Origin of the sequence: Nocardia lasii, assembly GCF_042658545.1 — a bacterium.
GTDB classification, from domain to species: Bacteria; Actinomycetota; Actinomycetes; order Mycobacteriales; family Mycobacteriaceae; genus Nocardia; species Nocardia lasii.
Map to the genome: position 1 here is coordinate 58,170 of NZ_JBHSQN010000007.1, position 25,219 is coordinate 83,388.

17 protein-coding genes are annotated in these 25,219 nt (G+C 67.5%); all 17 read left to right on the plus strand.

The features are described 5' to 3' along the window. Nucleotides 1–38 precede the first annotated feature (38 nt). The 17 genes from glf (at nucleotide 39) to ACFP3H_RS12055 (ending at nucleotide 25,123) form a co-directional block, all read left to right on the plus strand. On the plus strand, nucleotides 39–1,277 hold the full coding sequence (gene glf / locus ACFP3H_RS11975; RefSeq protein ID WP_378604072.1) for a UDP-galactopyranose mutase: 1,239 nt from the start codon (nucleotides 39–41) through the stop codon (nucleotides 1,275–1,277). After that, complete coding sequence (locus ACFP3H_RS11980; RefSeq protein ID WP_378604075.1) at nucleotides 1,274–3,202, plus strand: glycosyltransferase; 1,929 nt, start codon at nucleotides 1,274–1,276, stop codon at nucleotides 3,200–3,202. The genes glf and ACFP3H_RS11980 overlap by 4 nt, the downstream gene beginning before the upstream one ends. Nucleotides 3,203–3,228: 26 nt before the next feature. Continuing rightward, entirely contained in the window at nucleotides 3,229–3,789 is a 561-nt protein-coding gene (locus ACFP3H_RS11985) for a phosphatase PAP2 family protein (RefSeq protein WP_378604431.1), read from the plus strand. Between the two features lie 26 nt (nucleotides 3,790–3,815). Beyond that, the gene (locus tag ACFP3H_RS11990; protein WP_378604078.1) at nucleotides 3,816–4,748 is read left to right on the plus strand and encodes a decaprenyl-phosphate phosphoribosyltransferase; all 933 of its coding nucleotides are present in this window, start codon (nucleotides 3,816–3,818) and stop codon (nucleotides 4,746–4,748) included. 4 nt (nucleotides 4,749–4,752) lie between these two features. Then, nucleotides 4,753–6,648, plus strand: coding sequence for an arabinofuranosyltransferase AftB family protein (locus ACFP3H_RS11995; RefSeq protein ID WP_378604081.1), 1,896 nt, complete (start codon nucleotides 4,753–4,755; stop codon nucleotides 6,646–6,648). Nucleotides 6,649–6,835: 187 nt separating this feature from the next. Continuing rightward, nucleotides 6,836–7,906 (plus strand): alpha/beta hydrolase, encoded by a 1,071-nt coding sequence (locus ACFP3H_RS12000; protein ID WP_378604084.1) that lies wholly within the window; start codon nucleotides 6,836–6,838, stop codon nucleotides 7,904–7,906. Nucleotides 7,907–8,483: 577 nt separating this feature from the next. Then, the gene (locus tag ACFP3H_RS12005; RefSeq protein WP_378604087.1) at nucleotides 8,484–9,545 is read left to right on the plus strand and encodes an alpha/beta hydrolase; all 1,062 of its coding nucleotides are present in this window, start codon (nucleotides 8,484–8,486) and stop codon (nucleotides 9,543–9,545) included. Between the two features lie 189 nt (nucleotides 9,546–9,734). Beyond that, nucleotides 9,735–10,739: an alpha/beta hydrolase gene (locus ACFP3H_RS12010; protein ID WP_378604090.1), complete on the plus strand. Its 1,005-nt coding sequence runs from the start codon at nucleotides 9,735–9,737 to the stop codon at nucleotides 10,737–10,739. Between the two features lie 196 nt (nucleotides 10,740–10,935). Further along, nucleotides 10,936–12,729, plus strand: a complete 1,794-nt coding sequence (locus ACFP3H_RS12015; protein ID WP_378604092.1) for an alpha/beta hydrolase-fold protein — start codon at nucleotides 10,936–10,938, stop codon at nucleotides 12,727–12,729. A gap of 112 nt (nucleotides 12,730–12,841) precedes the next feature. Continuing rightward, complete coding sequence (locus ACFP3H_RS12020; RefSeq protein WP_378604095.1) at nucleotides 12,842–13,339, plus strand: DUF732 domain-containing protein; 498 nt, start codon at nucleotides 12,842–12,844, stop codon at nucleotides 13,337–13,339. After that, nucleotides 13,333–14,325 (plus strand): cutinase family protein, encoded by a 993-nt coding sequence (locus ACFP3H_RS12025; RefSeq protein ID WP_378604434.1) that lies wholly within the window; start codon nucleotides 13,333–13,335, stop codon nucleotides 14,323–14,325. The genes ACFP3H_RS12020 and ACFP3H_RS12025 overlap by 7 nt, the downstream gene beginning before the upstream one ends. A gap of 141 nt (nucleotides 14,326–14,466) precedes the next feature. Beyond that, complete coding sequence (locus ACFP3H_RS12030) at nucleotides 14,467–15,486, plus strand: LLM class F420-dependent oxidoreductase (protein ID WP_378604098.1); 1,020 nt, start codon at nucleotides 14,467–14,469, stop codon at nucleotides 15,484–15,486. Between the two features lie 184 nt (nucleotides 15,487–15,670). After that, entirely contained in the window at nucleotides 15,671–17,581 is a 1,911-nt protein-coding gene (fadD32, locus tag ACFP3H_RS12035; protein ID WP_378604101.1) for a long-chain-fatty-acid--AMP ligase FadD32, read from the plus strand. A gap of 94 nt (nucleotides 17,582–17,675) precedes the next feature. Then, entirely contained in the window at nucleotides 17,676–22,850 is a 5,175-nt protein-coding gene (pks13, locus tag ACFP3H_RS12040) for a polyketide synthase Pks13 (RefSeq protein WP_378604104.1), read from the plus strand. A 4-nt stretch (nucleotides 22,851–22,854) separates the two neighbouring features. Next, nucleotides 22,855–24,399, plus strand: a complete 1,545-nt coding sequence (locus ACFP3H_RS12045; RefSeq protein ID WP_378604107.1) for an acyl-CoA carboxylase subunit beta — start codon at nucleotides 22,855–22,857, stop codon at nucleotides 24,397–24,399. Nucleotides 24,400–24,494: 95 nt separating this feature from the next. Next, the gene (locus ACFP3H_RS12050) at nucleotides 24,495–24,815 is read left to right on the plus strand and encodes an AbrB/MazE/SpoVT family DNA-binding domain-containing protein (RefSeq protein WP_378604110.1); all 321 of its coding nucleotides are present in this window, start codon (nucleotides 24,495–24,497) and stop codon (nucleotides 24,813–24,815) included. After that, nucleotides 24,812–25,123, plus strand: coding sequence for a hypothetical protein (locus ACFP3H_RS12055; protein WP_378604113.1), 312 nt, complete (start codon nucleotides 24,812–24,814; stop codon nucleotides 25,121–25,123). The genes ACFP3H_RS12050 and ACFP3H_RS12055 overlap by 4 nt, the downstream gene beginning before the upstream one ends. Nucleotides 25,124–25,219 lie beyond the last annotated feature (96 nt).

Here is a 25,219-nt window from a genome sequence, read left to right on the forward strand (position 1 = left end):
CCGGGACAAACGGCGGTCTTCCGATACGCTGGGCACCCGTGACCGCCGCATCGTCTGAGGGTAATTCCGTCAACGCAGATTCCAGCACCCCCGAAAACCAGTACGACCTGATCGTGGTCGGCTCCGGGTTCTTCGGGTTGACCGTCGCCGAGCGTGCCGCGAATGTGCTCGGCAAGCGGGTGTTGGTGCTCGACCGCCGCTACCACCTGGGTGGCAACGCGTACTCCGAGCCCGAGCCGGAGACCGGTATCGAGATCCACAAGTACGGCGCGCACCTGTTCCACACGTCGAACAAGAAGGTGTGGGACTACGTCACCCAGTTCACCGAGTTCACCGGCTACCAGCACCGGGTGTTCGCGATGCACAAGGGCCAGGCGTACCAGTTCCCGATGGGCCTTGGTCTGATCTCGCAGTTCTTCGGCCGCTACTTCACCCCCGAGGAGGCCAAGGCGCTCATCGCCGAGCAGGCCGCCGAGGTGTCCACCGGTGACGCGCAGAACCTCGAGGAGAAGGCGATCTCGCTGATCGGGCGCCCCCTCTACGAGGCGTTCGTGCGCGACTACACCGCCAAGCAGTGGCAGACCGACCCGCGCGAGCTGCCCGCGGGCAACATCACCCGCCTGCCGGTGCGCTACAACTTCGACAACCGCTACTTCAACGACACCTTCGAGGGTCTGCCGAAGCAGGGGTACACGAAGTGGCTGGAGAACATGGCCGCGTCCGACCTGATCGACGTACGCGTGAACACCGACTGGTTCGACGTGCGCGACGAGATCATCGCCGCCAACCCGGACGCCCCCATCGTCTACACCGGCCCGCTGGACCACTACTTCGACTACGCCGAAGGCGAATTGGGTTGGCGCACCATCGATTTCGAGACCGAGGTGCTCGACAACGGTGACTACCAGGGCACCAGCGTCATGAACTACAACGACGCCGACGTCCCCTACACCCGCATCATCGAGCCGCGCCACTTCCACCCCGAGCGCGACTACCCGACCGACAAGACGGTCATCATGCGCGAGTACTCCCGCTTCGCCCAGACCGGCGACGAGCCGTACTACCCGATCAACACCCCCGAGGACCGCGCCAAGCTGCTCGCCTACCGCGAGCGCGCCAAGCAGGAGACCGCCGAGAAGAAGGTCCTGTTCGGCGGGCGTCTCGGCACCTACCAGTACCTGGACATGCACATGGCGATCGGTTCGGCGCTGAGCATGTTCGAGAACGTGCTGCGCCCGCACCTCGAGTCCGGCGCACCGCTGGTGGATCAGGCGTGAGCGCGCAGCCGATGCTCGAAGAGGCGACCACCGAGACTCGCGCGATCTCGCTGTTGCAGCGGGTCATCCTGCCGCGACCGGGCGAACCCCTGGACGTGCGCACGCTCTACCTGGAGGAATCCACCACCAACGCGCGTCGCGCGCACGCCACCAGCCGGACCGCGCTCTCGATCGGCGCGGAGTCGGAGGTGTCGTTCTGCACCTACTTCAACGCGCTGCCCGCCAGCTACTGGCGTCGGTGGAGCGTGCTGAAGTCGGTGGTCCTGCGACTGGAACTGGCCGGCCACGGCCGCGCCGACGTCTACCGGTCCAAGGCCGACGGCTCGCGTATTCACGTGCAGGGCAAGGAATTCGCCGTCGAACAGGGCGCGGATTCGGTGGTCGTGGAGTTCGAGACCGACTTCGGCCCGTTCGAGGACGGCGGCTGGATCTGGTTCGACATCACCACCGACACCGCCGTCACCCTGCTCGCCGGTGGTTGGTACGCCCCGCAGGAGGCGCCCGGCGCGGGCACCATCGCGGTCGGCATGCCCACCTTCAACCGGCCCACCGACGCGGTGAAAACCCTCGGCGCCCTCGGGGCCGACCCGCTGGTGCTGGAGAAGATCGCCGCGGTGATCATCCCCGACCAGGGCACCCGCAAGGTCGTCGACGAGCCCGGATTCACCGAGGCCGCCGCGGTGCTCGGCGATCGCCTCAGCATCCACGACCAGCCCAACCTCGGCGGTTCCGGCGGCTACAGCCGGGTCATGTACGAGGCGCTGAAGTCCACCGACGCCGAGTTCATCGCCTACATGGACGACGACATCGAGATCGAGCCCGACTCGATCCTGCGCGCGCTGGCCTTCTCGCGCTTCGCCAAATCGCCGCTGCTGACCGGCGGGCAGATGCTCAACCTGCAGGAACGCTCGCACCTGCACGTGATGGGCGAGGTCATCGACCGCGGCATCTTCATGTGGGGCGCCGCGCCCAACGTCGAGTACGACCACGACTTCTCGAAGTACCCGCTCAAGGACCGCGACAACTCCAAGCTGCTGCACCGGCGCATCGACGTCGACTTCAACGGCTGGTGGACCTGCGTGATCCCGCGCCAGGTCGCCGAGGAGATCGGCCAGCCGCTGCCGCTGTTCCTCAAGTGGGACGACGCCGAATACGGCCTGCGCGCCCGTGAGGCCGGCTACCCCACGGTCACCCTCCCCGGTGCGGCCGTGTGGCATATGGCCTGGTCGGACAAGGACGACGCGATCGACTGGCAGGCGTACTTCCACCTGCGCAACCGCCTGGTCGTCGCCTCGATGTACCTGCCCGGTGACGGCAAGGCGATGGTCGCCAACACCGTCAAGGCCACCCTCAAGCACCTGCTGTGCCTGGAGTACTCCACGGTCGCCATCCAGAACGAGGCGATCCGCGACTTCCTCGCCGGTCCCGAAGGACTGTTCGAGTTGCTCCCGAGCGCGCTGGGCAAGATCCACGCCCTGCGCAAGGAGTACCCCGACGCGGTGGTCGTGCCGTCCTCGACCGAACTGCCGCTGGCCAACCGCCACGGCGTCGGCGCGGTCGGCGAGCCCGGCAACCCGCTGGCGAAGGTCGCGCGCCTGGCCAAGGGCGTGGTGCACAACCTGCGCAAGGCCGACCCGGCCACCCACGAGACCCCGCAGCTCAACGTGCCGACCCTCGACGCGCGCTGGTACCTGCTCTCGCAGGTCGACGGCGTCACCGTGACGACCGCCGACGGACGCGGCGTCGTCTACCGCAAACGCGATCCGCGCAAGGCCCGCGAGCTGCTCACCGAAGCACTGCGCCTGCGCAAGGAACTCGCCGCCCGATTCCCGGAGATGCAGCAGCGCTACCGGGCCGCGCACGCCGAGCTGACCAGCACGGCGGCGTGGGAGAACACTTTCGGCCTGAACGGAAACGACAAGTGAGCAACACCGAACTGCCCGAACTGGACATGGCCGACGAGGGTTGCTGCGGCGGCTGCGCGTGCGACAGCGACTACGTCGAGGTCCCGGTCGAGGTCGCGATCCTCAACGCCGTGCAGGGCACCATCGGCACCAACCCGGCCGTGGTCTCGGCCGCGCGCGCAATGTCGCACTTCGGTGAGCACGCGCTGGGCTGGGTCGGCATCGCCGCGGCGGGCTGGCTGGTCGACAAGCCGCGTCGACGCCAGTGGGCCGGGGTCGCGGTCGGCGCGGTCGGCGCGCACGCGGCGTCGATCGTGATCAAGCGCATCGTCCGGCGCCCGCGCCCGAACGACCCGTCGGTGCAGGTCAACGTGTCCACGCCGAGCAAGTTGAGCTTCCCGTCCTCGCACGCCACCTCCACAACGGCGGCGGCGGTGTTGCTCGGTCGGCTGACCGGGCTACCCTTGCCAGCGGTGATCGTCCCACCGATGCTGCTGTCCCGGGTTGTGCTCGGGGTGCATTACCCTTCCGACGTGATCGCCGGTTCCGCTTTGGGGGCCGCGTCGGCTGCTGCCGTGCTAGCCGCCGAAAAGAGACTCCGACAGTGACCGCAATTGAGAGAAACCCTGCCACGATGAGCGAAGAACCGTCCGCCGCCGTCCTCGACGAGGGTGCGGTGAAGGGCCCGCCGAAGACGCTGCTCGGCGGTGTCATCAAGGCCATTCGCCCACGTCAGTGGGTCAAGAACGTGCTGGTGCTGGCCGCGCCGCTCGCGGTCGGACCCGAAGCGGTCGGCGATCTGGGCGTGCTGGTCAATGTCGCGATCGCGTTCATCGTGTTCTGCATGGCGGCCTCGGGCATCTACCTGGTCAACGACTCGCTCGACGTCGACGCCGACCGCGCGCACCCCACCAAGCGCTTCCGGCCGATCGCGGCGGGCGTTGTCCCTGTCAACCTGGCTTACGCGTTGGCGGCGGTGCTGCTGGTCGGTTCGATCGGCCTGTCGTTCCTGGCGTCGTGGCACCTGGCCGTGGTGATGGCGATCTACATCGGCATCCAGCTGGCCTACTGCCTGGGTCTCAAGCACCAGGCCGTGCTCGACATCTGCATCGTGTCCTCGGGCTTCCTGCTGCGCGCGGTCGCCGGTGGCGCGGCCGCCGATATCGCCCTGTCGCAGTGGTTCCTGCTGATCATGGCGTTCGGTTCGCTGTTCATGGCCGCGGGCAAGCGCTACGCCGAACTGCAGATCGCGCTCGACACCGGCGCCAAGATCCGCAAGTCGCTCGAGTACTACACGCCCACCTACCTGCGCTTCATCTGGACCCTCGCCGCGACCGCGGTCGTGGTGTTCTACGGCCTGTGGGCGTTCCAGCAGGACTCCGCTCGCGACACCCAGTGGTATTCGATCTCGATGATCCCGTTTACCATCGCAATCCTGCGTTACGCGGTCGACGTCGATGGTGGCGAGGCCGGTGAACCCGAAGAGATCGCGTTGGGGGACCGCATCCTGCAGTTCCTCGCTATTGCCTGGATCGGAGCGGTAGGTGTCGCTGTCTATCTCACCTGACGAGATGTTGGTAGCGGAGCAGGAATCAACCGAATACGAGCCGCTACGCGACGACGAGTCGCCGCGTCGCGCCGCGCGTTTCTCGGTGCTGTCGCGCGCCACTTTCGTCGGTGGGATCGTCCTCACCGCCGTCCTGTTCACCGTCGGCGCCTGGCAGCGGCGCTGGATCGCCGACGACGGCCTCATCGTGCTGCGCACGGTGCGCAACCTGCTCGCGGGCAACGGCCCGGTCTTCAACTACGACGAGCGGGTCGAGGCCAACACCAGCACCGCGTGGACCTACCTGGTCTGGTTCTTCTCCTGGCTCACCCAGGCCCGCCTCGAGTACGTGGTGCTCGGGGTGTCGCTGGTGGTCTCGGTGCTCGCGATCGTGTTCGCGATGCTCGGCACCGCGCGGCTGTGGGGCGGCAGTGCCTCGCAGCTGCTGATTCCGGCCGGCGTGCTGGTCTACATCGCGCTGCCGCCCGCCCGCGACTACGCCACCTCCGGGCTCGAGAGCGGTCTGGTGATCTGCTGGGTCGGGCTGCTGTGGTGGCTGATGATCCGGTGGAGTCAGGCCGCGGTGGTGCGCGTGCCCGCGCTGTTGGGGCTGGTCTTCCTGGCCGGGCTCGCGCCGCTGGTCCGGCCCGAGGCCACGCTGATCGGCGTGCTCGCGCTCGGCATGATCTTCCTGGCGCCGATGCCCGCGTTCCGGTTCGGGCCGATCGCGCTGCGCGCGCTGATCGTGTTCGTCGCCGGGATCGTGCCGGTGAGCTACCAGATCTGGCGGATGGGCTACTACGGCCTGCCCTACCCGAACACCGCGGTCGCCAAGGACGCGGGCGGTGCCAAGTGGGGCCAGGGCCTGACCTACCTGTGGGATCTGGTCGGCCCGTACTACCTGTGGGTTCCGCTGCTCGTGCTGCTGATCGCCGGGGTGGTCGCGGGGGCCCGGTACGGATTCGCGCTGCCGAAGCTGTCGGTGTCGAGCGTGCGTCGCTGGTTGCGCTCGCCGAGCGCGGTGGTCGTGATGGTGGTGGGCAGCGGTCTGCTGCTCACGGTCTACGCGGTCCGCGTCGGCGGCGACTTCATGCACGGTCGGATGCTGCTCACCCAGTTGTTCCTGCTGCTGTTGCCGGTGGCGGTCCTGCCGTTGCCGACCCGGTGGCGCGCCGCGAGCGCGTCGATCGTGGTGCTGCTGATCGCGCTGCTCGGCACGGCGGCCTGGTCGCTGTACGCGGCGAGCACGACCGCCATCACCACCGGCACCAAGATCCGGGCCTCGGGCATCGTCGACGAGCGCATCTACTACGTGCTCAACACCGGCCACGACCACCCGATCCGCGCCGAGGACTACCTCGACTACGCCCGGATGCGGCCGATGGTCAACGACATCGCTGCCAATCCCGACGGCGGCCTGCTGCTGAACTCGCCCTCGTTCACCTTCTGGTACCTCGACCCGCCGCCGGAGCCGATCCCCGAGGGCGGCGCCGGACACACGGTCTACTTCCTGAACCTCGGCATGACCAGCATGAACGTGCCGCTGCACGTGCGCGTGATCGACCCGATGGGCCTGGCCTACCCGCTGGCCGCGCACTCGGACCGGCTCGCCGACGGCCGCATCGGCCACGACAAGAGCCTGTACCCGGACTGGGTCGTCGCCGACTCGGGCATGGTCGACATCCACCCGTGGATGCCCTGGTACCTGGACGAGAAGTGGGTCACCCAGGCCCGCACCGCGATGTCGTGCCCGCAGACGCAGGCGCTGCTGATCTCCACCCGCGAACCGATGAACCTCGAGCGGTTCAAACACAACTTCCGCAACGCGCTCACGTTCTCCAAGTACCGCATCGACCGGGTACCCAAGTACGAGATCCAGCGGTGCGGTTTGATAGACCCCTTCCCGGAACCACCTCGCTGAAACGCCTCGGCCAGGCATTTCACAGTGGCGTTCACCGCTAAATCACTTTTCGGTAACACCTGGCCGGGTAGGTAGCGATATGGTCACTGAGGAACGGCCCGTCGGCGCACTGGTGTGCCGGTAAACAGTCGGCGGTCATTGCAACCGTGGTTCCGCGCGAACCGCACGAGGAAAGGCCCATAACAGAATGCGTGGCGGACGTCTCAGAGCCAGGGGTGCTAGCTGGCTCAAACGATCGGTGCTTCTCTCCTTGGCTGTGGTGCTGCCGGTCGGCGCGGCGGTGGCCGGTCCCGTCGGTACCGCGAACGCGGGCTTCGACCCCACAGCGTTCGACTTCTGGGTCGACTCGGAGATGGGCCCGATCAAGTCGCGGATCTTCCGCGCGGCCGACGGCAACACCAATCGGGTCGTGTACGCGCTCGATGGCCAGCGGGCCCAGGACGACCTCAACGGCTGGGAAAAAGACACCAACGTCGCGCGCGCCCTGATGGACGCCAACATCAACGTGGTGATGCCGGTCGGTGGCCAGTCCAGCTTCTACGCCGACTGGAACGCGCCGAGCAACTTCTTCGGCCTCGACACCGGTTCGGGCGGTAGCTCCACCGGTTCGGCCGCGACCGGCTCGGCCGCGACCGGTTCGTCGATGGCGCCCGCCCAGGTGGCAGGCAAGAAGAACACCTACAAGTGGGAAACCTTCCTCACGACGCACCTGCGCAACGCGCTGTCGAGTCGACTGGGCTTCAACCCCAACAACAACGGCGTGTTCGGTCTGTCGATGGGTGGCTCGGCCGCCCTGACGCTGGCCGCCTACCACCCCGATCAGTTCAGCTTCGCGGGCTCGTTCTCCGGTTACCTGAACATCTCGGCGCCGGGTATGCGTGAAGCCATGCGCGTGGCGATGCTCTCCGCCGGTGGCTTCAACATCGACGCGATGGCGCCGCCGTGGGGCCAGCAGTGGTTCCACATGGATCCGTTCGTGTTCGCCCCGCGTCTGGTCGCCAACGGCACCCGCGTGTGGGTGTCGGCCGCCGCCGGTATCCCCGGCCCCGGCGACGTGTCCAACCCGATGGAAATCATCCAGGGCGTGCCGCTGGAACTGCTCGCGATGGTGAACAGCCGCGCGTTCCAGGTCCGCATGGCCACCCTCGGCGGCGGCAACGCGCACTTCGACTTCCCGATCACCGGCGTGCACAACTGGCGCAACTGGGAGGCCGAGGTCTACCGCATGATCCCGGACCTGTCCGCGAACATCGGGTAGTAACCCCGCTAGACCCCGAAAGCCGCCCGGTGCCTCGTCAGCACCGGGCGGTTTTCTGCGTTTATCGGCGGCTGGCACCACAGCCGAAAACCCAGTTCAAACACCAGGGCCACGCACACAGGCCAGGTACACCTGGATGTCCCCGGCAAGCACCGCGAGAACAACCCGCCCAACCACCAACGCCCCACCCAGTTCAAACACCTGGGTCCAGCACCCCTGGGCGTTCTCGGCGCGCCTCCGCCTCTGGACTGAGCGGAGGGTGCGACGAAGGAGTACCCGGAGCGAGGGAAGAGGCGGAGTTAAGCGCCGAGAACCGCGGCGCCAGCCGCCAATAAACACAGTCACGATCCGAGCGAACTGTGGTGACGAATTATCTGCGACAGATCACCAGTAGTTGTGCTTCGGGTCACTTTCCAGCAACATGTAGTGCATTCGTCACCGATCTATACACAGTGAGCATGCGTCGAGGTTGAATCGTCCGTTTTGCGCTGGATGGGTTCTTCTCGACGTCCGATGAGGGATCCGACTGCGTAGCTCGGGGTTTGCGCGTTCGGTCTGGGAAGAAAGGTCTAGTCGAATGCGAACACTGCGCCGCAAGCGTGCGTCGAGCGAGACCGCCGCTCGAGGTTCCTGGGCTCGTCGCTTGGCCGCGGGCGTTTCCATGGCCCTGCTGGTGCCGATCGCGACGGCCGTCAGCGGGGGTATCGCGCCCGCGTCCGCCGGATTCAACGGCCATGCCTTCGATTTCTGGGTCGACTCGGGAATGGGCCCGATCAAGACGCGCGTGCTGCGCGCCCACGACGGCAATCTCAATCGCGTCGCCTATCTGCTCGACGGCATGCGCGCCCCGGAACACCTCAACGGCTGGGAGATCGAAACCGATATCCCCAACGCGCTGGCCGCCGCCAACATCAATGTGGTGATGCCGGTCGGCGGGATGTCGAGCTTCTACGCCGACTGGAACGCCCCGAGCGATTTCTTCGGCATCCCCGGAAGCGGCGCCCCGAGTTCGGGTTCCGGCGCGGCGAACGCCCTATCGGGCGGCCCCGGCAAGAGCTACCGCTACCAGTGGGAAACGTTCCTCACCCACGATCTGCGCAATGCACTGGGTGATCGCCTCGGCTTCAACCGCTTCCGCAACGGCATCTTCGGCCTGTCCATGGGCGGTTCGGCCGCGCTGACCCTGGCCGCCTACCACCCGGACCAGTTCTCCTTCGCCGGCGCGTATTCGGGCTACCTCAACATCTCGGCCCCCGCGATGCGCGAGGCCATCCGCATCGCCATGCTCGACGCGGGCGGCTACAACGTGGACGCGATGGCACCGCCGTGGGGCCCACAGTGGCTGCGCATGGACCCGTTCGTCTTCGCCCCCAACCTGGTAGCCAACAACACCCGACTGTGGATAGCGGCCGCCTCCGGCCTGCCGACCGATCTCGACGGCCCGAACATGGGCACCGTCAACGGCATGGCACTGGAAGCTCTCGCGCTGGCCAATACCCGCGCCTTCGAGGTCAGGATGGCCACGCTCGGCGCCCGTAACGTCACCTACTCTTTCCCCGCCTTCGGCATCCACTCCTGGAGCAACTGGAATGACGAAGCCCTGCGGATGATCCCGGATCTGTCGAACAATATTGGTTGATGCCACAAACGCATCAACCCGCCAAAGTTGCTTCCCTTGCAGTTAATTCGCTGGTCGAATATCCTCCAGCGAGCGTAAGTGTGACCAGATCGTAGTTTCACCCGTCCGATCGGCACGGACTGTCGGGGTCGTGTCGGCGTCGGAGACGGGTCTGGCATGCCACAACAGCAGAAAGAGAGCGGAATTCACATGCGTTTCGGCAAGGCCGTCGCGCCGGCATCTCGTGGTTGGCGTAATCGAATTCTAGCTGTCGGCGCTGCAGCCCTGGTGCTGCCGATCGCCGCGGGAGCGGCGGCCCCGACCGCCTTCGCCGCCCCGGTGTCGGCCCCCGCGCTGCGCGCGCCGGCCGGTGGGTACGAAGAGCTCATGGTGCCGTCCAAGATGGGCCCGATCAAGGTTCAGGTGCAGTGGGCGCGCAACGGCGGCAACGCCGCGCTCTACCTGCTCGACGGCCTGCGCGCGCGCGACGACCGCAACGCCTGGTCCTTCGAGACCAACGCGATGCAGCAGTTCGCGAACGACAACGTCACCCTGGTGATGCCGGTCGGTGGCCAGTCCAGCTGGTACGCCGACTGGACCTCGGCGTCCAACACCAACGGCCAGAAGACCACCTACAAGTGGGAGACCTTCCTGACCGAGGAGCTGCCGACCTTCCTCGAGGGCTACGGCGTCTCCCGCAAGAACAACGCGGTGCTCGGCCTGTCGATGTCGGGCCCGGCCGCGCTGCGGTTGGCCGCGCTGAACCGCGATCAGTTCAAGCACGCGTCCTCGCTCTCGGGCCCGTTGAACTGGGGTGCCCCCGGCATGCGTGAGGCCATCCGCGTGATGATGCTCGACGCGGGCCGCTTCAACGTCGACGCCATGGCTTCGCCGTGGAGCTCGGCGTGGCTGCGGATGGACCCGATGGTGTTCGCGCCCGAGCTGCGCGGCCTGCCGATGTACATCTCCTCGGCCAACGGCCTGCCCGCCGAGCACGACAACCCGGTCGGCCTCGGCGGCTACTACAACACCAGCAACGCGATGGCCATCGAGGCGATCTCGTTCGTGAGCACGCTGGCGTTCCAGCGTCGTCTCAACTCGCTGGGCATCAACGCCGTCTACGACATCGGCGCTTCCGGTACCCACTCGTGGAAGTACTGGGAAGACGAGCTGTGGAAGGCTCGCCCGCACATCCTGAATGCCTTGGGCGCCTAGTAGTTTCCGCTCAGCAACACCTCGAGGACCGGCTCACCCCCTGGGTGGGCCGGTCTTTTGTCCGCTACCGGCCATGCGTGTCGTCCCCAGTTATCCCTATCGGCTGCGGTACAACCGACGGTGAGGCTGTGTCTCCATATCTGAGATAGGGAGGTCGCGTGTGACGAAACATCGTGTCCATAGTGTCTCGGCGCCGATGCGGCGGATCCTCGCGATCGCCGCGGTGGCGGCGGCGCTGCTCGTGCCGACCGTCACCGTTCCCGTGCAGGCGCAGCCGGGTGTCTCCGCGGTGCAGCGGGTGGAATGGCTCTCGGATCGGCGGGTTTCGCTGTGGGTGCATTCGGCGGCGATGAACACCCCGATCCAGGTGCAGATGTTGTTGGCGCGCGACTGGAATCTGCGTCCCGACGCCAAGTTCCCGATGTTGCTCATGCTCGACGGTCTGCGCGCGCAGGACGACGAGAACGGCTGGACCAAGGACGCCGACGCCGAGGGCTTCTACGCCGACAAGAACGTCAACGTGGTGCTGCCGGTCGGTGGTCAGGCGAGTTGGTATTCGGACTGGCTGGCCCCCGACAACGGTTTCACCTACAAGTGGGAGACCTTCCTCACCAAGGAACTGCTGCCGATCCTCGAACGTGACTGGCGAACCACGAATGTGCGTGGGGTGCAGGGTCTTTCGATGGGCGGCACCGCCGCGATGAACCTCGCGGGCCGCAATCCCGGCCTGATGAAGTACGTGGCCTCCTACTCGGGCCTGCTCACCACCACCACTCTCGGTATGCCGCAGGCGATCACGTTCGCGAACAAGGACGCGGGTGGGTTCGACGCGGGCGCGATGTGGGGTCCCCCCGGCAGCCCCGAATGGGAGGCCCACGACCCATATCTGTTGGCGGACAAGCTCAAAGACGTCAGCATGTACGTCTCCAGCGGCAGCGGTCTGGCGGGCGCGCACGACTCGCTCGGTGAGGTGCCGCTGGTCAGCGACAACTGGGCGGGTACCGGTCTGGAGATCCTCGCGCGGCTCTCGACCCAGAATTTCGTGGCCAAGCTCGAGAAGCTGGAAATCCCCGTGCAGGCGAATTACCGTCCGGCGGGCACACATTCGTGGCCGTACTGGGATTTCGAGATGCGTCAGTCCTGGAACCAGGCCGCCGCGGCGCTCGGCACCGACCAGGGCGGCTCCGACTGCGCGCTCGGCGGCGCGATCGCCGGTTTCGCCCAGGCGGCGAACTGGCTGGGTCACTGCCTGACCGCCGAGTACCCCGCGGCGAGCGGAATCGCGCAGGACTTCCCGAACGGTCGGGTGTTCCACTCCGCCGCCACCGGCACGCACGCGGTGTCCGGGCGCATCGGCGGCGCCTACGCCGGAATCGGCAGCGCCAGTTCACCATTGGGCCTGCCCACCGGCGACGAGCACGGTCTGCCCGACGGTCGCGGCCGCATGCAGACCTTCGAGGGCGGCTCGATCTACTGGACCCCGCAGACCGGCGCCCAGGTGGTGCGCGGCGCGCTGCTGGCCGAATGGGGCAGGCAGGGCTACGAGGGCAGTCCGGCCGGCTACCCGGTGGCCGCCGAGGCGCACACCCCCAGCCGCGAGGGCTCGGTGCAGTCCTTCGAACACGGTCCGATGTTCTACAGCCCGCCCACCGGCGCCCACCTCGTGCAGGGTTTCGTACTCGACAAGTACAGCCTGCTCGGCTTCGAGAACAGCGCGCTCGGGTTCCCGGTGGCCGCCGAGGCGCCGCTGAAGGATTTGGGCCGGTTCAGCCGGTTCGAGGGCGGCAACATCTACTGGAGCCCGCTCTCGGGCGCCTGGTCGGTGCGCAACGGCCCGCTGTTGGACGCGTGGGGCGCGCAGGGGTTCGAGAACAGCAGACTCGGGTATCCGGTCAGCGACGAGTTCACCGTGCCCGGCGGAATCCAGCAGAACTTCCAAACCGGGTTCATCGTCGTGCGCGACGGCAAATCCGAAGTGCACGGGGTGTGAGCTCGGACTGAGAACTCTCTGAGCATCGCGCAGCGGTGGGCGAGGCGGCGGATTGTGCGGCTAGCCTGGTCACGACCGCTTCCCTGACGAACGATCGAGGAAAGACATCTTCATGCATCGGATCCCTGGCAAGGTAGCCGGATCGGTCGCGGCCCTGGCTGCCGTCGCCCTGTTGTCGGCCTGTGGCGACAACGACTCGACCGCGTCGCAGACGCCCACCCTGTCCACCAGCGCCGCCGCCGCGGCCACGACGACCCCGCCGGTCGTCATCGAGCCGCCCCGCGACGCGCCGTCGAGCACGGAGCCGAGCCCCTCCGCCGAGGCGCCCGCGCCGATCCCGCAGACCACCGCGCCCGCCCCCACCGGCGGCAAAGACAAGGCGTTCCTCGACGAGCTGGCCGCCAACGGCATCAACCCCACCGACACCACCAGCGCGATCACCGCGGCCACCTACATCTGCTCGACCAACGGCAGCGGCGCCAGTGAGGCCGATATCGCCACCTTCGTGGGCGCGATGGCGGGCACCGACCCGGCGTTCGACGAGTCGAAGATGGATGTCGACAAGGCAGCTCAGATCTACATCGCCGCCGCGAACAAGACCTACTGCTAGTGAATTCCCGGTCGAAGGGCACCCGCAGGTTCTGGCCCGCGGGGTGCTTCACCGTGCTCGCGCTGCTCGTGCTGGCGATCATCGTCGTCATGCTGCTGTGGTACCTGCTCGCGGGCCGGTTGAAGACCCCGCCGACGACTCCGCCCACCACCACGCCGCCGCCGACCGCGCAGTCGGCGGACTGCCCCGATGTGATGCTGCTCTCCATCCCGGGCACGTGGGAGTCGTCGAGCGCCGACGATCCGTACAACCCGCGGGCGAACCCGATCTCGTTGATGCTCAGCGTGTCCGGGCCGTTGCGCGCGCAGTTCCCCGACGACCGGCTCGAGGTGTACACGGTCCCGTACGTGGCCCAGTTCTCGAACCCGATCGCGCTGCCGCCCGACGGGCAGGCCTCCTACAACGTCAGCCGCACCGAGGGCACCGCGCGCGCCACCGACGTTCTCGCCCAGCGGCACAAGCAGTGCCCGCTGACCAACTACGTGATCGCGGGCTTCTCCCAGGGCGCGGTGATCGCCGGTGACCTGGCCGCCCAGATCGGCGCGGGCAACGGCCCGATCCCGGAGTCGAACGTGCTCGGCGTGACCGTGATCGCCGACGGTCGCCGCACCGCGACCGGTCCCGGTCAGCCCACCGAGATCGGCAATCCGCCGCCCGCGGGCGAGGGCGCCGAGGTGGCCCTGCGCGGGATCAATGTGCCCGGCATCAGCATGACCGGCCCCCGACCTGGTGGTTTCGGCACGCTGGCGCCGAAGGTGATCTCGATCTGCGCCCCCGGCGACATGATCTGCGACGCCCCGCGCGAGGCCCTCAACCCGCTCAACGCGCTCGGCAGTCTCGGCGCGCTGATCCGCTCGGCGGGCAACCCGGTGCACGCGCTGTACGCGACCAACACCGTCGACGCGAACGGCACCACGGCCACCCAGTGGACCGTGAACTGGGCCGCGAACCTCATCGAGAACGCACCACATCCGCCCCATTCCTGACGGAGTTGTCACAGTCACAGCGGGGCGCGAATTGCCATGGATCACGCCCCGCTGTGACATCCGCACGCCGGATGGCTCGCACGCTGTAAAGTGCGCTGGGAATTGCGCCCGAGTACCCATCTCCCCAGGAGCGAAGAGTTCATGACCGAAGCCGCCGCACCCGTCGGTGAAGTGACCGCGCTGGGTACGCCGCTGCGTCCGTTCCGCTTCGCAGCCGCGGGCGAGGGCAACAAGCAGGAGGGCGGCGCGCGCAAGTTCGTTCAGACGGCACAGGAAGCCGAGGAGATGGGCTACGACACGTTCGTCGTGCCCGATCACCTCGGCGACCAGATCGGTCCGATCGCCGCGCTGGGCGCGCTCACGCAGGCCACCGACAAGATTCGCCTCGGCACCTCGGTGCTGGCGAACGGTTTCCGCCACCCTGTCGTGCTCGCCAAGGAACTGGCCACCCTCGATGTGCTGTCCAAGGGCCGCCTCGAGGTCGGCGTCGGCGCGGGCTGGATCAAGGAAGAGTTCGAGAACGCGGGCATCCCGTACGAGCGTCCCGGTATCCGGTTGGAGAAGCTCGACGAGTCGCTGACCATCCTGGACACGCTGCTGCGCGGCCAGGAGTGCACCTTCGAGGGCAAGCACTACCAGGTGCGTGGCATCAAGGGCACCCCGCGTCCGCGTCAGGGCCCGCGCCCGCCGCTGTGTACCGGCGGCGGTGGCCCGCGCATGCTGGCGCTGGCCGCCAAGCACGCCGACATCGTCTCGGTCGTGCCGCAGACCACCAAGAACGGCAAGGGCCTGCTCTCGGGGATCACCCTGGAGAAGACGATCGAGAAGGTCGAGATCGTCAAGGCCGCCGCCGGTGACCGGTTCGCCGATATCGAGCTGAACTGGGCGATCACCGCCATCGTCATCACCGACGATCGGGAGAAGACCGCGGAGATGGCGTTGCGCGCGATCGAACGCGGCCTGCACCCCGACCTCGAGGTCGACGTGGAGCTGACCGCGGACGATATCCTGAACTCGCCGTACATCGCGATCGGCACGTTCGAGGAAATCGCCGAACAGGTCAAGCGTGTGCGACAACTCACGTCGATGTCGTACGTGGGCATCTTCCCCACCCAGATGGACGCTTTCGCACCCGTCATTCCCCTGCTGCGGGAGGACTGAGCGGGGGGTTCTCTGTAACATGACTCTGGTTTGAGAACATTTAGCCGATAGCGGTCACCGCGCAGACCGCTCGAAAATCCGCAGGTTGTCGACGCACGATTGCGTGAGTCCGATGTCCGGTGGCGATATAGCGAGTCGAGGCCGCAAAGCTTGTCATCGCGTGTCCTCGCAAGGAGAAGAAGGAATGGAACAGACTTTCGACGACTACCTGGACTCGACCGGGAATATCATCATTCCCGAGGGTCGAACCCTGGTCGATCACGTCGAGAAGCACACCCGTAACGATGCGAATACGCTCGCGTACCGCTACATCGACTATTCGCGGGAGCGCGACGGCGAGGTGCACGAGCTGACCTGGCAGGAGTTCGGTGTACGGCTGCGCGCGGTGGCCGCTCGGCTGCAGCAGGTGACCAACCCGGGCGACCGGGTGGCGATCCTCGCGCCGCAGGGGCTGGACTACGTGATCTCCTTCTTCGCCGCGATCTACGCGGGCACCATCTCGGTGCCGCTGTTCGATCCCGACGAGCCGGGCCACACCGACCGCCTGCACGCGGTGCTCGGTGACTGTGAGCCCGCGGCGATCCTCACCGCGACCTCCTCGGCCGCCGGTGTCCGTCAGTTCTTCCGTTCGCTGCCCGCCGCGCAGCGTCCGCGCATCATCGCGGTCGACGCCATCCCGGACACGCTCGGCGAGTCCTGGGTGCGTCCCGACACCGCGGTCGACGACATCGCCTACCTGCAGTACACCTCGGGTTCCACCCGGGTGCCCGCCGGTGTGGAGATCACCCACCGCGCGGTCGGCACCAACCTGCTGCAGATGATCAACTCGCTGAACATGAACGAGAACTCGCGCGGGGTCACCTGGCTGCCGCTGTTCCACGACATGGGCCTGTTGACGGTGATCCTGCCCGCCGTGGGCGGCAAGTTCATCACCATCATGTCGCCGAGCGCGTTCGTGCGTCGGCCCTCGCGCTGGATCAACGAGCTGGCCGCGGTGTCCGACGGCGCGGGTACGTTCGCGGCCGCGCCGAACTTCGCGTTCGAGCACGCCGCCGCGCGTGGCGTGCCGAAGGCGGGCGAGTCGCTGGACCTGTCGAACGTGATCGGGCTGATCAACGGCTCCGAGCCGGTGACGGTGTCCTCGATGCGCAAGTTCAACGAGGCGTTCGCCCCGTACGGCCTGCCCAAGACCGCCATCAAGCCCTGCTACGGCATGGCGGAGGCGACGCTGTTCGTCTCGGCGACCAAGGCCGAGGACGAGGCCAAGTACGTCTACGTCGACCGCAACGAGCTCAACGCGGGCCGCATGGTGCGCGTCGACCAGTCCGACGAGTCCGCCATCGCGCAGGTCTCCTGCGGGTACGTGGGCCTGTCGCAGTGGGCCACGATCATCGACCCCGACACCGCCGACAGCGGCAAGGGTCGCGAGCTGCCCGACGGGCACGTCGGTGAGATCTGGCTGCACGGCAACAACATGGGCATCGGCTACTGGGGTCGTTCGGAGGAGTCGAGCAAGACCTTCCGCAACAAGGTCACCGAGCCGGTCGAGGGTGGTCACGCCGAGGGCACCGCGCCCGACGCCGACTGGATGCGCACCGGCGACTTCGGCGTGTACTTCGAAGGTGAGCTCTACATCACCGGTCGCGTGAAGGACCTGGTGATCGTCGACGGACGCAACCACTACCCGCAGGATCTGGAGTTCTCCGCGCAGGAGGCGTCCAAGTCGCTGCGGCCCGGTTTCGTCGCGGCCTTCGCGGTGCCCGCCAACCAACTGCCCGGCGAGGTCTTCGCCGCCGACAGCCACTCCGGCCTGAAGTTCGACGTCGACGACGCGTCCGAGCAGCTGGTGATCGTGGCCGAACGCGGTCCCGGCGCCGGTAAGGCCGACCCGGCCCCGATCGCCGACGCGGTCCGCGCGGCGGTCTCCCAACGCCACGGCGTCACCGCCCGTGACATCCTGCTGGTCCCCGCGGGCTCCATCCCGCGTACCTCCAGCGGCAAGATCGCCCGGCGCGCCTGCAAGGCCGCCTACCTCGAGGGAACGCTGCGCGGTGGTCACACCCAGCAGGCTTTCCCCGATGCACCGGAAGAGTAATCGGCCCACCGGTTCGGTGATGGTGCCCGGTAGAGCAATGCCGGGCACCATTCCACGGCGCGCCCTGTAGTCAGACAGGTAGCTTGAGGAATTGATGGCTAACAACGAGGGCACCCCCAACTCCGACATCTCCGCCGAGACGACCGAACTCTCGGTCGCCGAGTTGCGCGAATGGCTACGTCGCTGGGTGGCAGACGCGACCGGGCAGTCGATCGACATGATCACCGTCGATCGACCGATGGAGGAGTTCGGGCTGGCCTCGCGCGACGCCCTCGCCCTCGGTGGCGACATCGAGGACCTGACCGGCGTGATCCTGACGCCGACGGTGGTCTACCAGCATCCGACGATCGCCTCGCTGGCCGAGGTGATCGTCAACGGTGAGCCGGAGCTCGAGCCGGAGGATTCCTCGGAGTACACGGCCGCGTTCGCGCCTTCGGAGGCGCATGACATCGCGGTGGTTGGGCTTTCTACTCGGCTGCCGGGGGCGGGGACTACGCCCGAGTCGACGTGGGAGTTCATCATCGGTCGCGGTGATGCGATTCGGGAGCTGCCCGAAGGGCGGTGGTCGGAGTTCCTGACCGACCCGGCCGTGGCCGCCGCCGTCGCCGCGGGCAAGACCCGCGGTGGCTACCTCGATCAGGAAGTCCTCAAGGGTTTCGACGCGGACTTCTTCGCCACTTCCCCGCTCGAGGCCGAGCGCATCGACCCGCAGCAGCGTCTGATGATGGAACTCACCTGGGAGGCGCTCGAGCACGCGCGTATCCCGGCGAGCGACCTCAAGGGCACGCCGGTCGGCATGTTCATCGGTTCCTCGAGCAGCGATTTCCAGTTCATCGCCTCGCTGGCGCTGGGCAACAGCGACCCGAACGTGCCCGTGACGGCCGAGGCCTACGCGATCATGGGCAGCTCCAACGGCATCATCGCCAACCGGGTTTCCTACTTCTACGATTTCCGTGGCCCGTCGGTCACTGTCGACACCGCGTGCTCGTCCACGCTGGTGGCGGTGCACCAGGCGGTGCGCGCGCTGCGTGACGGCGACGCCGATGTGGCGCTGGCCGGTGGCGTGAACGCGCTGCTGATGCCGATGACGACGCTCGGTTTCGCTCCCGGCACCTCCGAGGACGGCCGCATCAAGGCGTTCTCCTCCGACGCCGACGGCATGGTCCGTTCCGAGGGCGGCGGCCTGATCGTGCTCAAGCGCCTGGCCGATGCCGAGCGCGACGGCGACCACATCTACGGCGTCATCAAGGGCACCGCGGTCAACAGCGACGGCCGGTCCAACGGTCTGCTCGCGCCGAACCCGGACGCGCAGGCCGACGTGCTGCGTCGCGCCTACCGTGACGCAGGCATCGTCCCGTCGACGGTCGACTACATCGAAGCCCACGGCACCGGCACCCCCATTGGTGACCCGATCGAAGCCGAGGCCCTGGCCCGCGTGATCGGCCGTGGCCGCGAGGCTGACAAGCCCGCCCTGCTCGGTTCGGCCAAGACCAACTTCGGTCACCTCGAGTCCGGCGCCGGTGTGCCCGCGCTGGCCAAGGTGCTGATGTCGTTCCAGCACAACGTGATTCCGCCGAACATCAACTACGCGGGCCCGAGCCCGTACATCCCGTTCGAGCAGGCCAATCTCGAGGTCGTCGACGAGCCGACCGAGTTCCCCCGCTACAGCGGCACCGCCACCGTCGGTATCTCCGGTTTCGGTTTCGGTGGCACCAACGCCCACGTCGTGCTGCAGGAGTACGTGGCGCCGACGCTGCCGGTCGCGGATGTGTCCCCGGAGCAGGTCGCCGCGCTCGAGCTCGAGGACGGCGAGGCCGAGTCCACCGATGTGGTGGCCGAGGCCATCGCGATCACCGAGGCCGCTGTCGAGGCCGCGCCGGTCGCGGTCGTCGAGTGGGACGGTGTGCGCGAGGAGCCGCTGCCGGTCGTGCTGGCCGTGTCCGCGTACCTGCCCTCGCGGCGCAAGCGTGCCGCCGCCGATCTGGCCGACTGGCTCGAGGGCGCGGGCCAGGACGTGCCGCTCACCGATGTGGCCCGTTCGCTGGCCAAGCGCAGCCATCAGCGGTCGCGCGGTGTGGTCGTGGCCAAGACGCGCGAGGAGGCCGTGGCCGGTCTGCGCGCGATCGCCGAGGGCAAGCCGGGCGCCGGGGTGTTCACCGCCGATTCGCCCGCGTCCACCGGTCCGATCTGGGTGCTGTCCGGTTTCGGTTCGCAGCATCGCAAGATGGCCAAGCAGCTCTACGGCGAGAACGCGATCTTCCGCAAGACCGTCGACGAGGTCGACGAGCTGGTGGTCGACGAGGCCGGGTACTCGATCCGCGAGATGATCCTCGACGACGCCCAGGACTACGACGTCGGCACCTGCCAGGTCGGCATCTTCACCATCCAGCTGGGCCTGGCCGCGGTGCTGCGCGCACACGGCGCGGAACCCGTTGCGGTGGTGGGTCATTCGATGGGCGAGGTGGCCGGTGCCTACATCGCCGGCGGCCTGTCGATCGAGGACGCGGTGCGCGTGATCTGCGCCCGTTCGCGGCTGATGGGCGAGGGCGAGCAGATGCTCACCGACGACGAGGTGCGCAATATGGCCCTGGTCGAGCTGAGCGCCCACGATGTGGCCCAGCTGCTGCCGAAATACCCCGACGTGGAGTGCGCGGTGTACGCCGCGCCGACCAATACCGTGATCGGCGGCCCGCGCGAGCAGGTCGAGCAGATCGTGGCCGAGGTCGAGTCGATGGGCAAGTTCGCCCGCATCCTGCCCACGCGCGGCGCCGGGCACACCTCCCAGATGGACCCGCTGCTGGGCGAACTCGCCGCCGAACTGGCGGGCATCGAGCCCACCGCGCTCACCACCGGCCTGTACTCCACCGTGCACGAGGGCCTGTTCTTCAAGCCCGGTTCCGAGCCGATCCACGACGAGCCCTACTGGGTCAAGAACATGCGCCACAGCGTGTACTTCACCAACGCGGTCAAGGCCGCCGTCGACTCCGGGCACACCACCTTCCTCGAGCTGGCCCCCAATTCCGTTGCGCTGATGCAGGTTCTGGGCACCACCTTCGCGGCGGGCGTGCACGACGCGCAGCTCATCCCGACGCTCAAGCGCAAGGAAGACGAGTCCGCCGGGGTGATCAGCGCGCTGGCTCAGCTCTACGTGCACGGCCACCCCGTGAACCTGAGTTCGCTGCTGCCCGAAGGCGATTACGCCGATGTGCCGCGTACCGCGTTCGTGCGCAAGGAGTACTGGCCCAAGGTGTCGATGGCCTCCGGTGGCGGTTCTCGCGTGCCCGGCGCGCACGTCGCCATGCCGGACGGCCGCCACGCCTGGGAGATCCAGGCCGCCTCGGTCAGCGACCTCACCGCACTGGTGAAAGCCGCTGCCGCGCAGGTGCTTTCCGATGTCGCGGTCGCGGTGTCGCACCCGCACGCCGCCCTGCCCGTCACCGGCACGCTCACCACCACGCTGACCCCCCACCTCGGTGGCGCGTCGGTGCAGGTGCACGCCAAGTCCGGCGCCGGGTTCACCCTGCTGTTCGACGCGGTCGTCACCTCCGGTGCGGCCCTGCCCGAACCCGTTGCCGCCGTGGCGGTTCCGGCCACCCTCGCCGAGCCGACCGCCGCCGAGATCGCCGTGGCGACCGGTGACCGGTGGAGCCCCGACAGCGGCGAGACCATCGAGCAGCGCCTGTGCGTGATCGTCGCCGAGTCCATGGGCTACGCCGTCGAGGACCTCCCGATGGAGATCCCGCTGATGGAGCTCGGCCTCGACTCGCTGATGGCCATGCGCATCAAGAACCGCGTCGAATACGAGTTCGACATCCCGCAGCTGCAGATCTCGGCCGTGCGCGACGCCAGCCTCAACGAGGTGTCGAAGGTGCTGCGCTACGCGATCGAGCACCGCGACGAGGTCGCGGCGATGGCGGAGAAGCAGGCCGCGGCCAAGGCTGCCGGTGAAGATGTCGAGCTGGGCGTCGACGCCAACTTCGTGGAAGCGGCGCGGGCGGCTATCGCGGCGGGTGAGGACCCGTTGGCGGTGGCCGAGAAGGCGCGCGCCGAGGTTTCGCCGGAAGGTGTCGCGGGGCAGTCGGTGTCGGACGCGACCGCGAGTGTCGATGCTCCGGCCGCCGCGGCCGAGGCTGTTTCGGAACCGGTCGCCGACATCGACTACTTCGCCGACGCGGCGGGCGACGAGGACAACGTCCCCCCGCGTGACGCCGCCGAACGCCTCACCTACGCCACCTGGGCCGTCGTCACCGGCGCCTCGCCCGGCGGCATCTTCAACACCCTCCCGATCCTGGAAGAGGAGCTCGCCGAGAAGATGGCGGCACGCCTCACCGAGCGGGTGGGCGCGGAAGTCACCGTCGACGACGTGCTCGACTGCGAGACCATCGAACAGCTCTCCGACATCGTGCGGGGTCTGCAGGACAGCGGCGCCGACGTGGACGGTTTCGTCCATCCGCTGCGCGCCCGCGTCGACGGATCTGACGCCACCCCGGTGTTCGTGTTCCATCCCGCCGGCGGCAACACCCTCGTCTACGAGCCGCTGCTCAAGCGTCTGCCCGCCGACACCCCCATGTACGGCTTCGAGCGGGTCGACGGTTCCATCGAGGAGCGTGCCCGCGAGTACCTGCCCGAGCTGCGCAAGATCCAGGGCGAGGGCCCGTATGTGCTCTACGGCTGGTCGCTGGGCGCGGTGCTGGCGTTGCAGGTGGGTCAGCTGCTGCGCGAGGAAGGCGCCGACGTGCGCTACGTCGGTCTGATCGACCTCGCCCGCACCGTCGAGGACGAGGACAACAGCCCCGAGGAGCGCGTGCGTCGCCTCGAGCGCTACCAGGCCTTCGCCAAGAAGACCTACAACGTCCCCGCCGAGCTCGACCGCGAGCAGATCGAGGAGTTGGCCGCGGCCTCCGACGCCGAGCAGTTCTCCATGATCAGCGACCTGATCAAGCTCTCCGGCGCCAAGATCCCCGGCGGTGTGCTCGAACACCAGCGCACCTCGTGGCTGGAGAACCGCGCGCTGACCGCCGCCGAACCGCGCCGCTACGACGGCGACGTGGTGCTGTACCTGGCCGATCGCTATCACGACGGCGCGATCGAACTCGAGCCCCGCTTCGCCGACCGCAAGCCCAACGGCGGCTGGGACGAGTTCATTCCGAACCTGGAGGTCGTCCACATTCCGGGCGACCACCTGCAGATTGTCGACGAACCGCGGATCGGCCAGATCGGTGCCGACCTCGCCGCCAAGCTGGCCGAGATTTCCGCAAAGGGAGAATAAGTAAGTGAGCACGACCGCCGAAAAGCTTGCCGATCTTCAGGAGCGGCTCGAGCTCGCCAAGGAACCCGCCGGTGCCAAGGGCATCGCGAAGCGGGCGCACAAGGGCATCCCCAGCGCCCGCGACCGCATCAACCTGCTGATGGACCCGGGCACCTTCGTCGAGATCGGCGCCCTGGTCCGCAAGCCCGGCGACGCGAGCGCCCTCTACGGCGACGGTGTCGTGGTCGGGCACGGTCGCGTCGACGGGCGTCCGGTGGCGGTGTTCTCCCACGATCAGACCGTCTACGGCGGTTCGGTCGGTGAGGCGTTCGGGCGCAAGCTGTGCGGCATCATGCAATACGCGTCCAAGGTCGGCATTCCGCTGGTCGGCATCAACGACTCCGGCGGCGCGCGCGTGCAGGAGGCGATCAGCTCGCTCGCCTGGTACGCCTGGATGGCGACCAACGTCGAACCGCTGTCCGGCATGGTCCCGCTGATCTCGGTGATCCTGGGCAACTGCGCCGGTGGCGCGGTGTACCAGCCGATCTGCACCGATGTCGTGGTGGCGACCGAGTCCGCGCACATGTTCGTGACCGGCCCGAAGATCATCAAAGAGGTCACCGGCGAGGACGTCAGCCTCGAGGAGCTCGGCGGCGCGCGCACGCAGGCCGAGTACGGCAACATCCACCACGTCGCCAAGGACGAGGAGGCGGCGTTCCAGTGGGTGCGTGAGTACCTGAGCTACATGCCGAGCAGCTGCCAGGAGCTGCCGCCGGTGGTCAATCCCGGTCTCGAGCCGGAGCTGACCGACTCCGACCGCGAACTCAACGCGATCATGCCCGATTCCGACAATGCCGGCTACGACATGTACGAGATCCTGCTGCGCATCTTCGACGACGGCGAGTTCAAGGAGATCAGCGCCGACACCGGCCCGAACATCATCACCGGTTTCGCCCGCGTGGACGGCCGCACCGTCGGCGTCGTCGCCAACCAGCCGATGGCCGCCGCCGGCGCCCTCGACGCCCGCGCCTCCGACAAGGCCTCCCACTTCGTGCGCCTGTGCGACGCCTTCGAGATCCCGCTGATCTTCGTCGTCGACACCCCCGGCTTCCTGCCCGGCGTCGAACAGGAGAAGGTCGGCGTGATCAAGCGCGGTGGCCGCTTCCTGTTCTCCTACGTCGAAGCCTCGGTCCCCAAGATCACCCTGGTGGTCCGCAAGTCCTACGGCGGCGGCTACGCGGTGATGGGTTCCAAGCAACTCGGCGCCGACATCAACCTCGCCTGGCCCACCGCCCGCATCGCCGTCATGGGCGCCGAGGGCGCCGTCAGTCTCCTCGGCGCCGCCCAGATCGCCGCGGCCCCCGAAGACCAGCGCGCCGCCATCCGCCAAAACCTGATCAACTTCTACAACGAGAACGTAGCCACCCCCTGGGTAGCGGCCGAACGCGGCTTCATCGACGCCATCATCGAACCGGCCACCACCCGCCTGGAAATCCGCCGAGCCCTGAAACTGTTGCAGGACAAGAAGATCCAGCGCAACCCGCGCAAGCACCACGTCCTGCCGCTGTAACCCCCCCGAACGGGCCGCCTGAATCCTCCGAGCGGCCCGTTTCGTCTGCGGTATTACTGCTTGACTGCATTGCTGTCACGGCGGATCATGGGTGGATGGGCAACTACCACGGGTATGCAGCGGTTCAAGGGCGGGGCACGGTCGCGCTCCCAGCCGAGTTGCGTCGCAAGTACCGCCTCGACGAGCCAGGAGCGCAACTGGAGATCGCCGAGCGTAGTGACGGGGTCATCGAACTCCGGCCCACCTTGCCGGTCCCGGTGGATGAGATGTGGTTCTGGTCGGAAGGTCACCAGGCTGCGGAGCGGGAGGCGGAGGCTGATCTCGACGCAGGGCGGTATCGCACCTTCGACGATGCGGAGTCGTTCCTGGCCGACCTGGCTGGGCTGACTGCCGAATCCGAGAAGCACGCGAAGTGAAATACCGGGTTCTCGACGCATTTCGGAATGATTTCCGACGGCTGCCGATAGAACATCAGCGCCTGTTCCAGTCGGCGGTTCGCGAATATTTTCTCCCCGCGATCGATGAGGGTGCGTTCGCGGGTAGTCCGCCTTGGCCGAAGCGGCTGCGGATACATCGCCTGAACAATACCGAAATTTACTCGCTGACATGGAATTTCGCAGCTCCCGATGGTCGAGCTACGTTTCATCTGGACAAGATCGGCGACGGTGACCCGGTCTTGATCTGGCGACGAGTCGGCAACCACGGAATCTACCGCCAGCCTTGACCTTCCTCGGTCAACTCCGCCGAAAAATGGAGCGACCGCCGTCACCGTGCCGGTAACGTCTCGCTCCATCGCCGCGAGAACCGCCCGAGCGGCCAC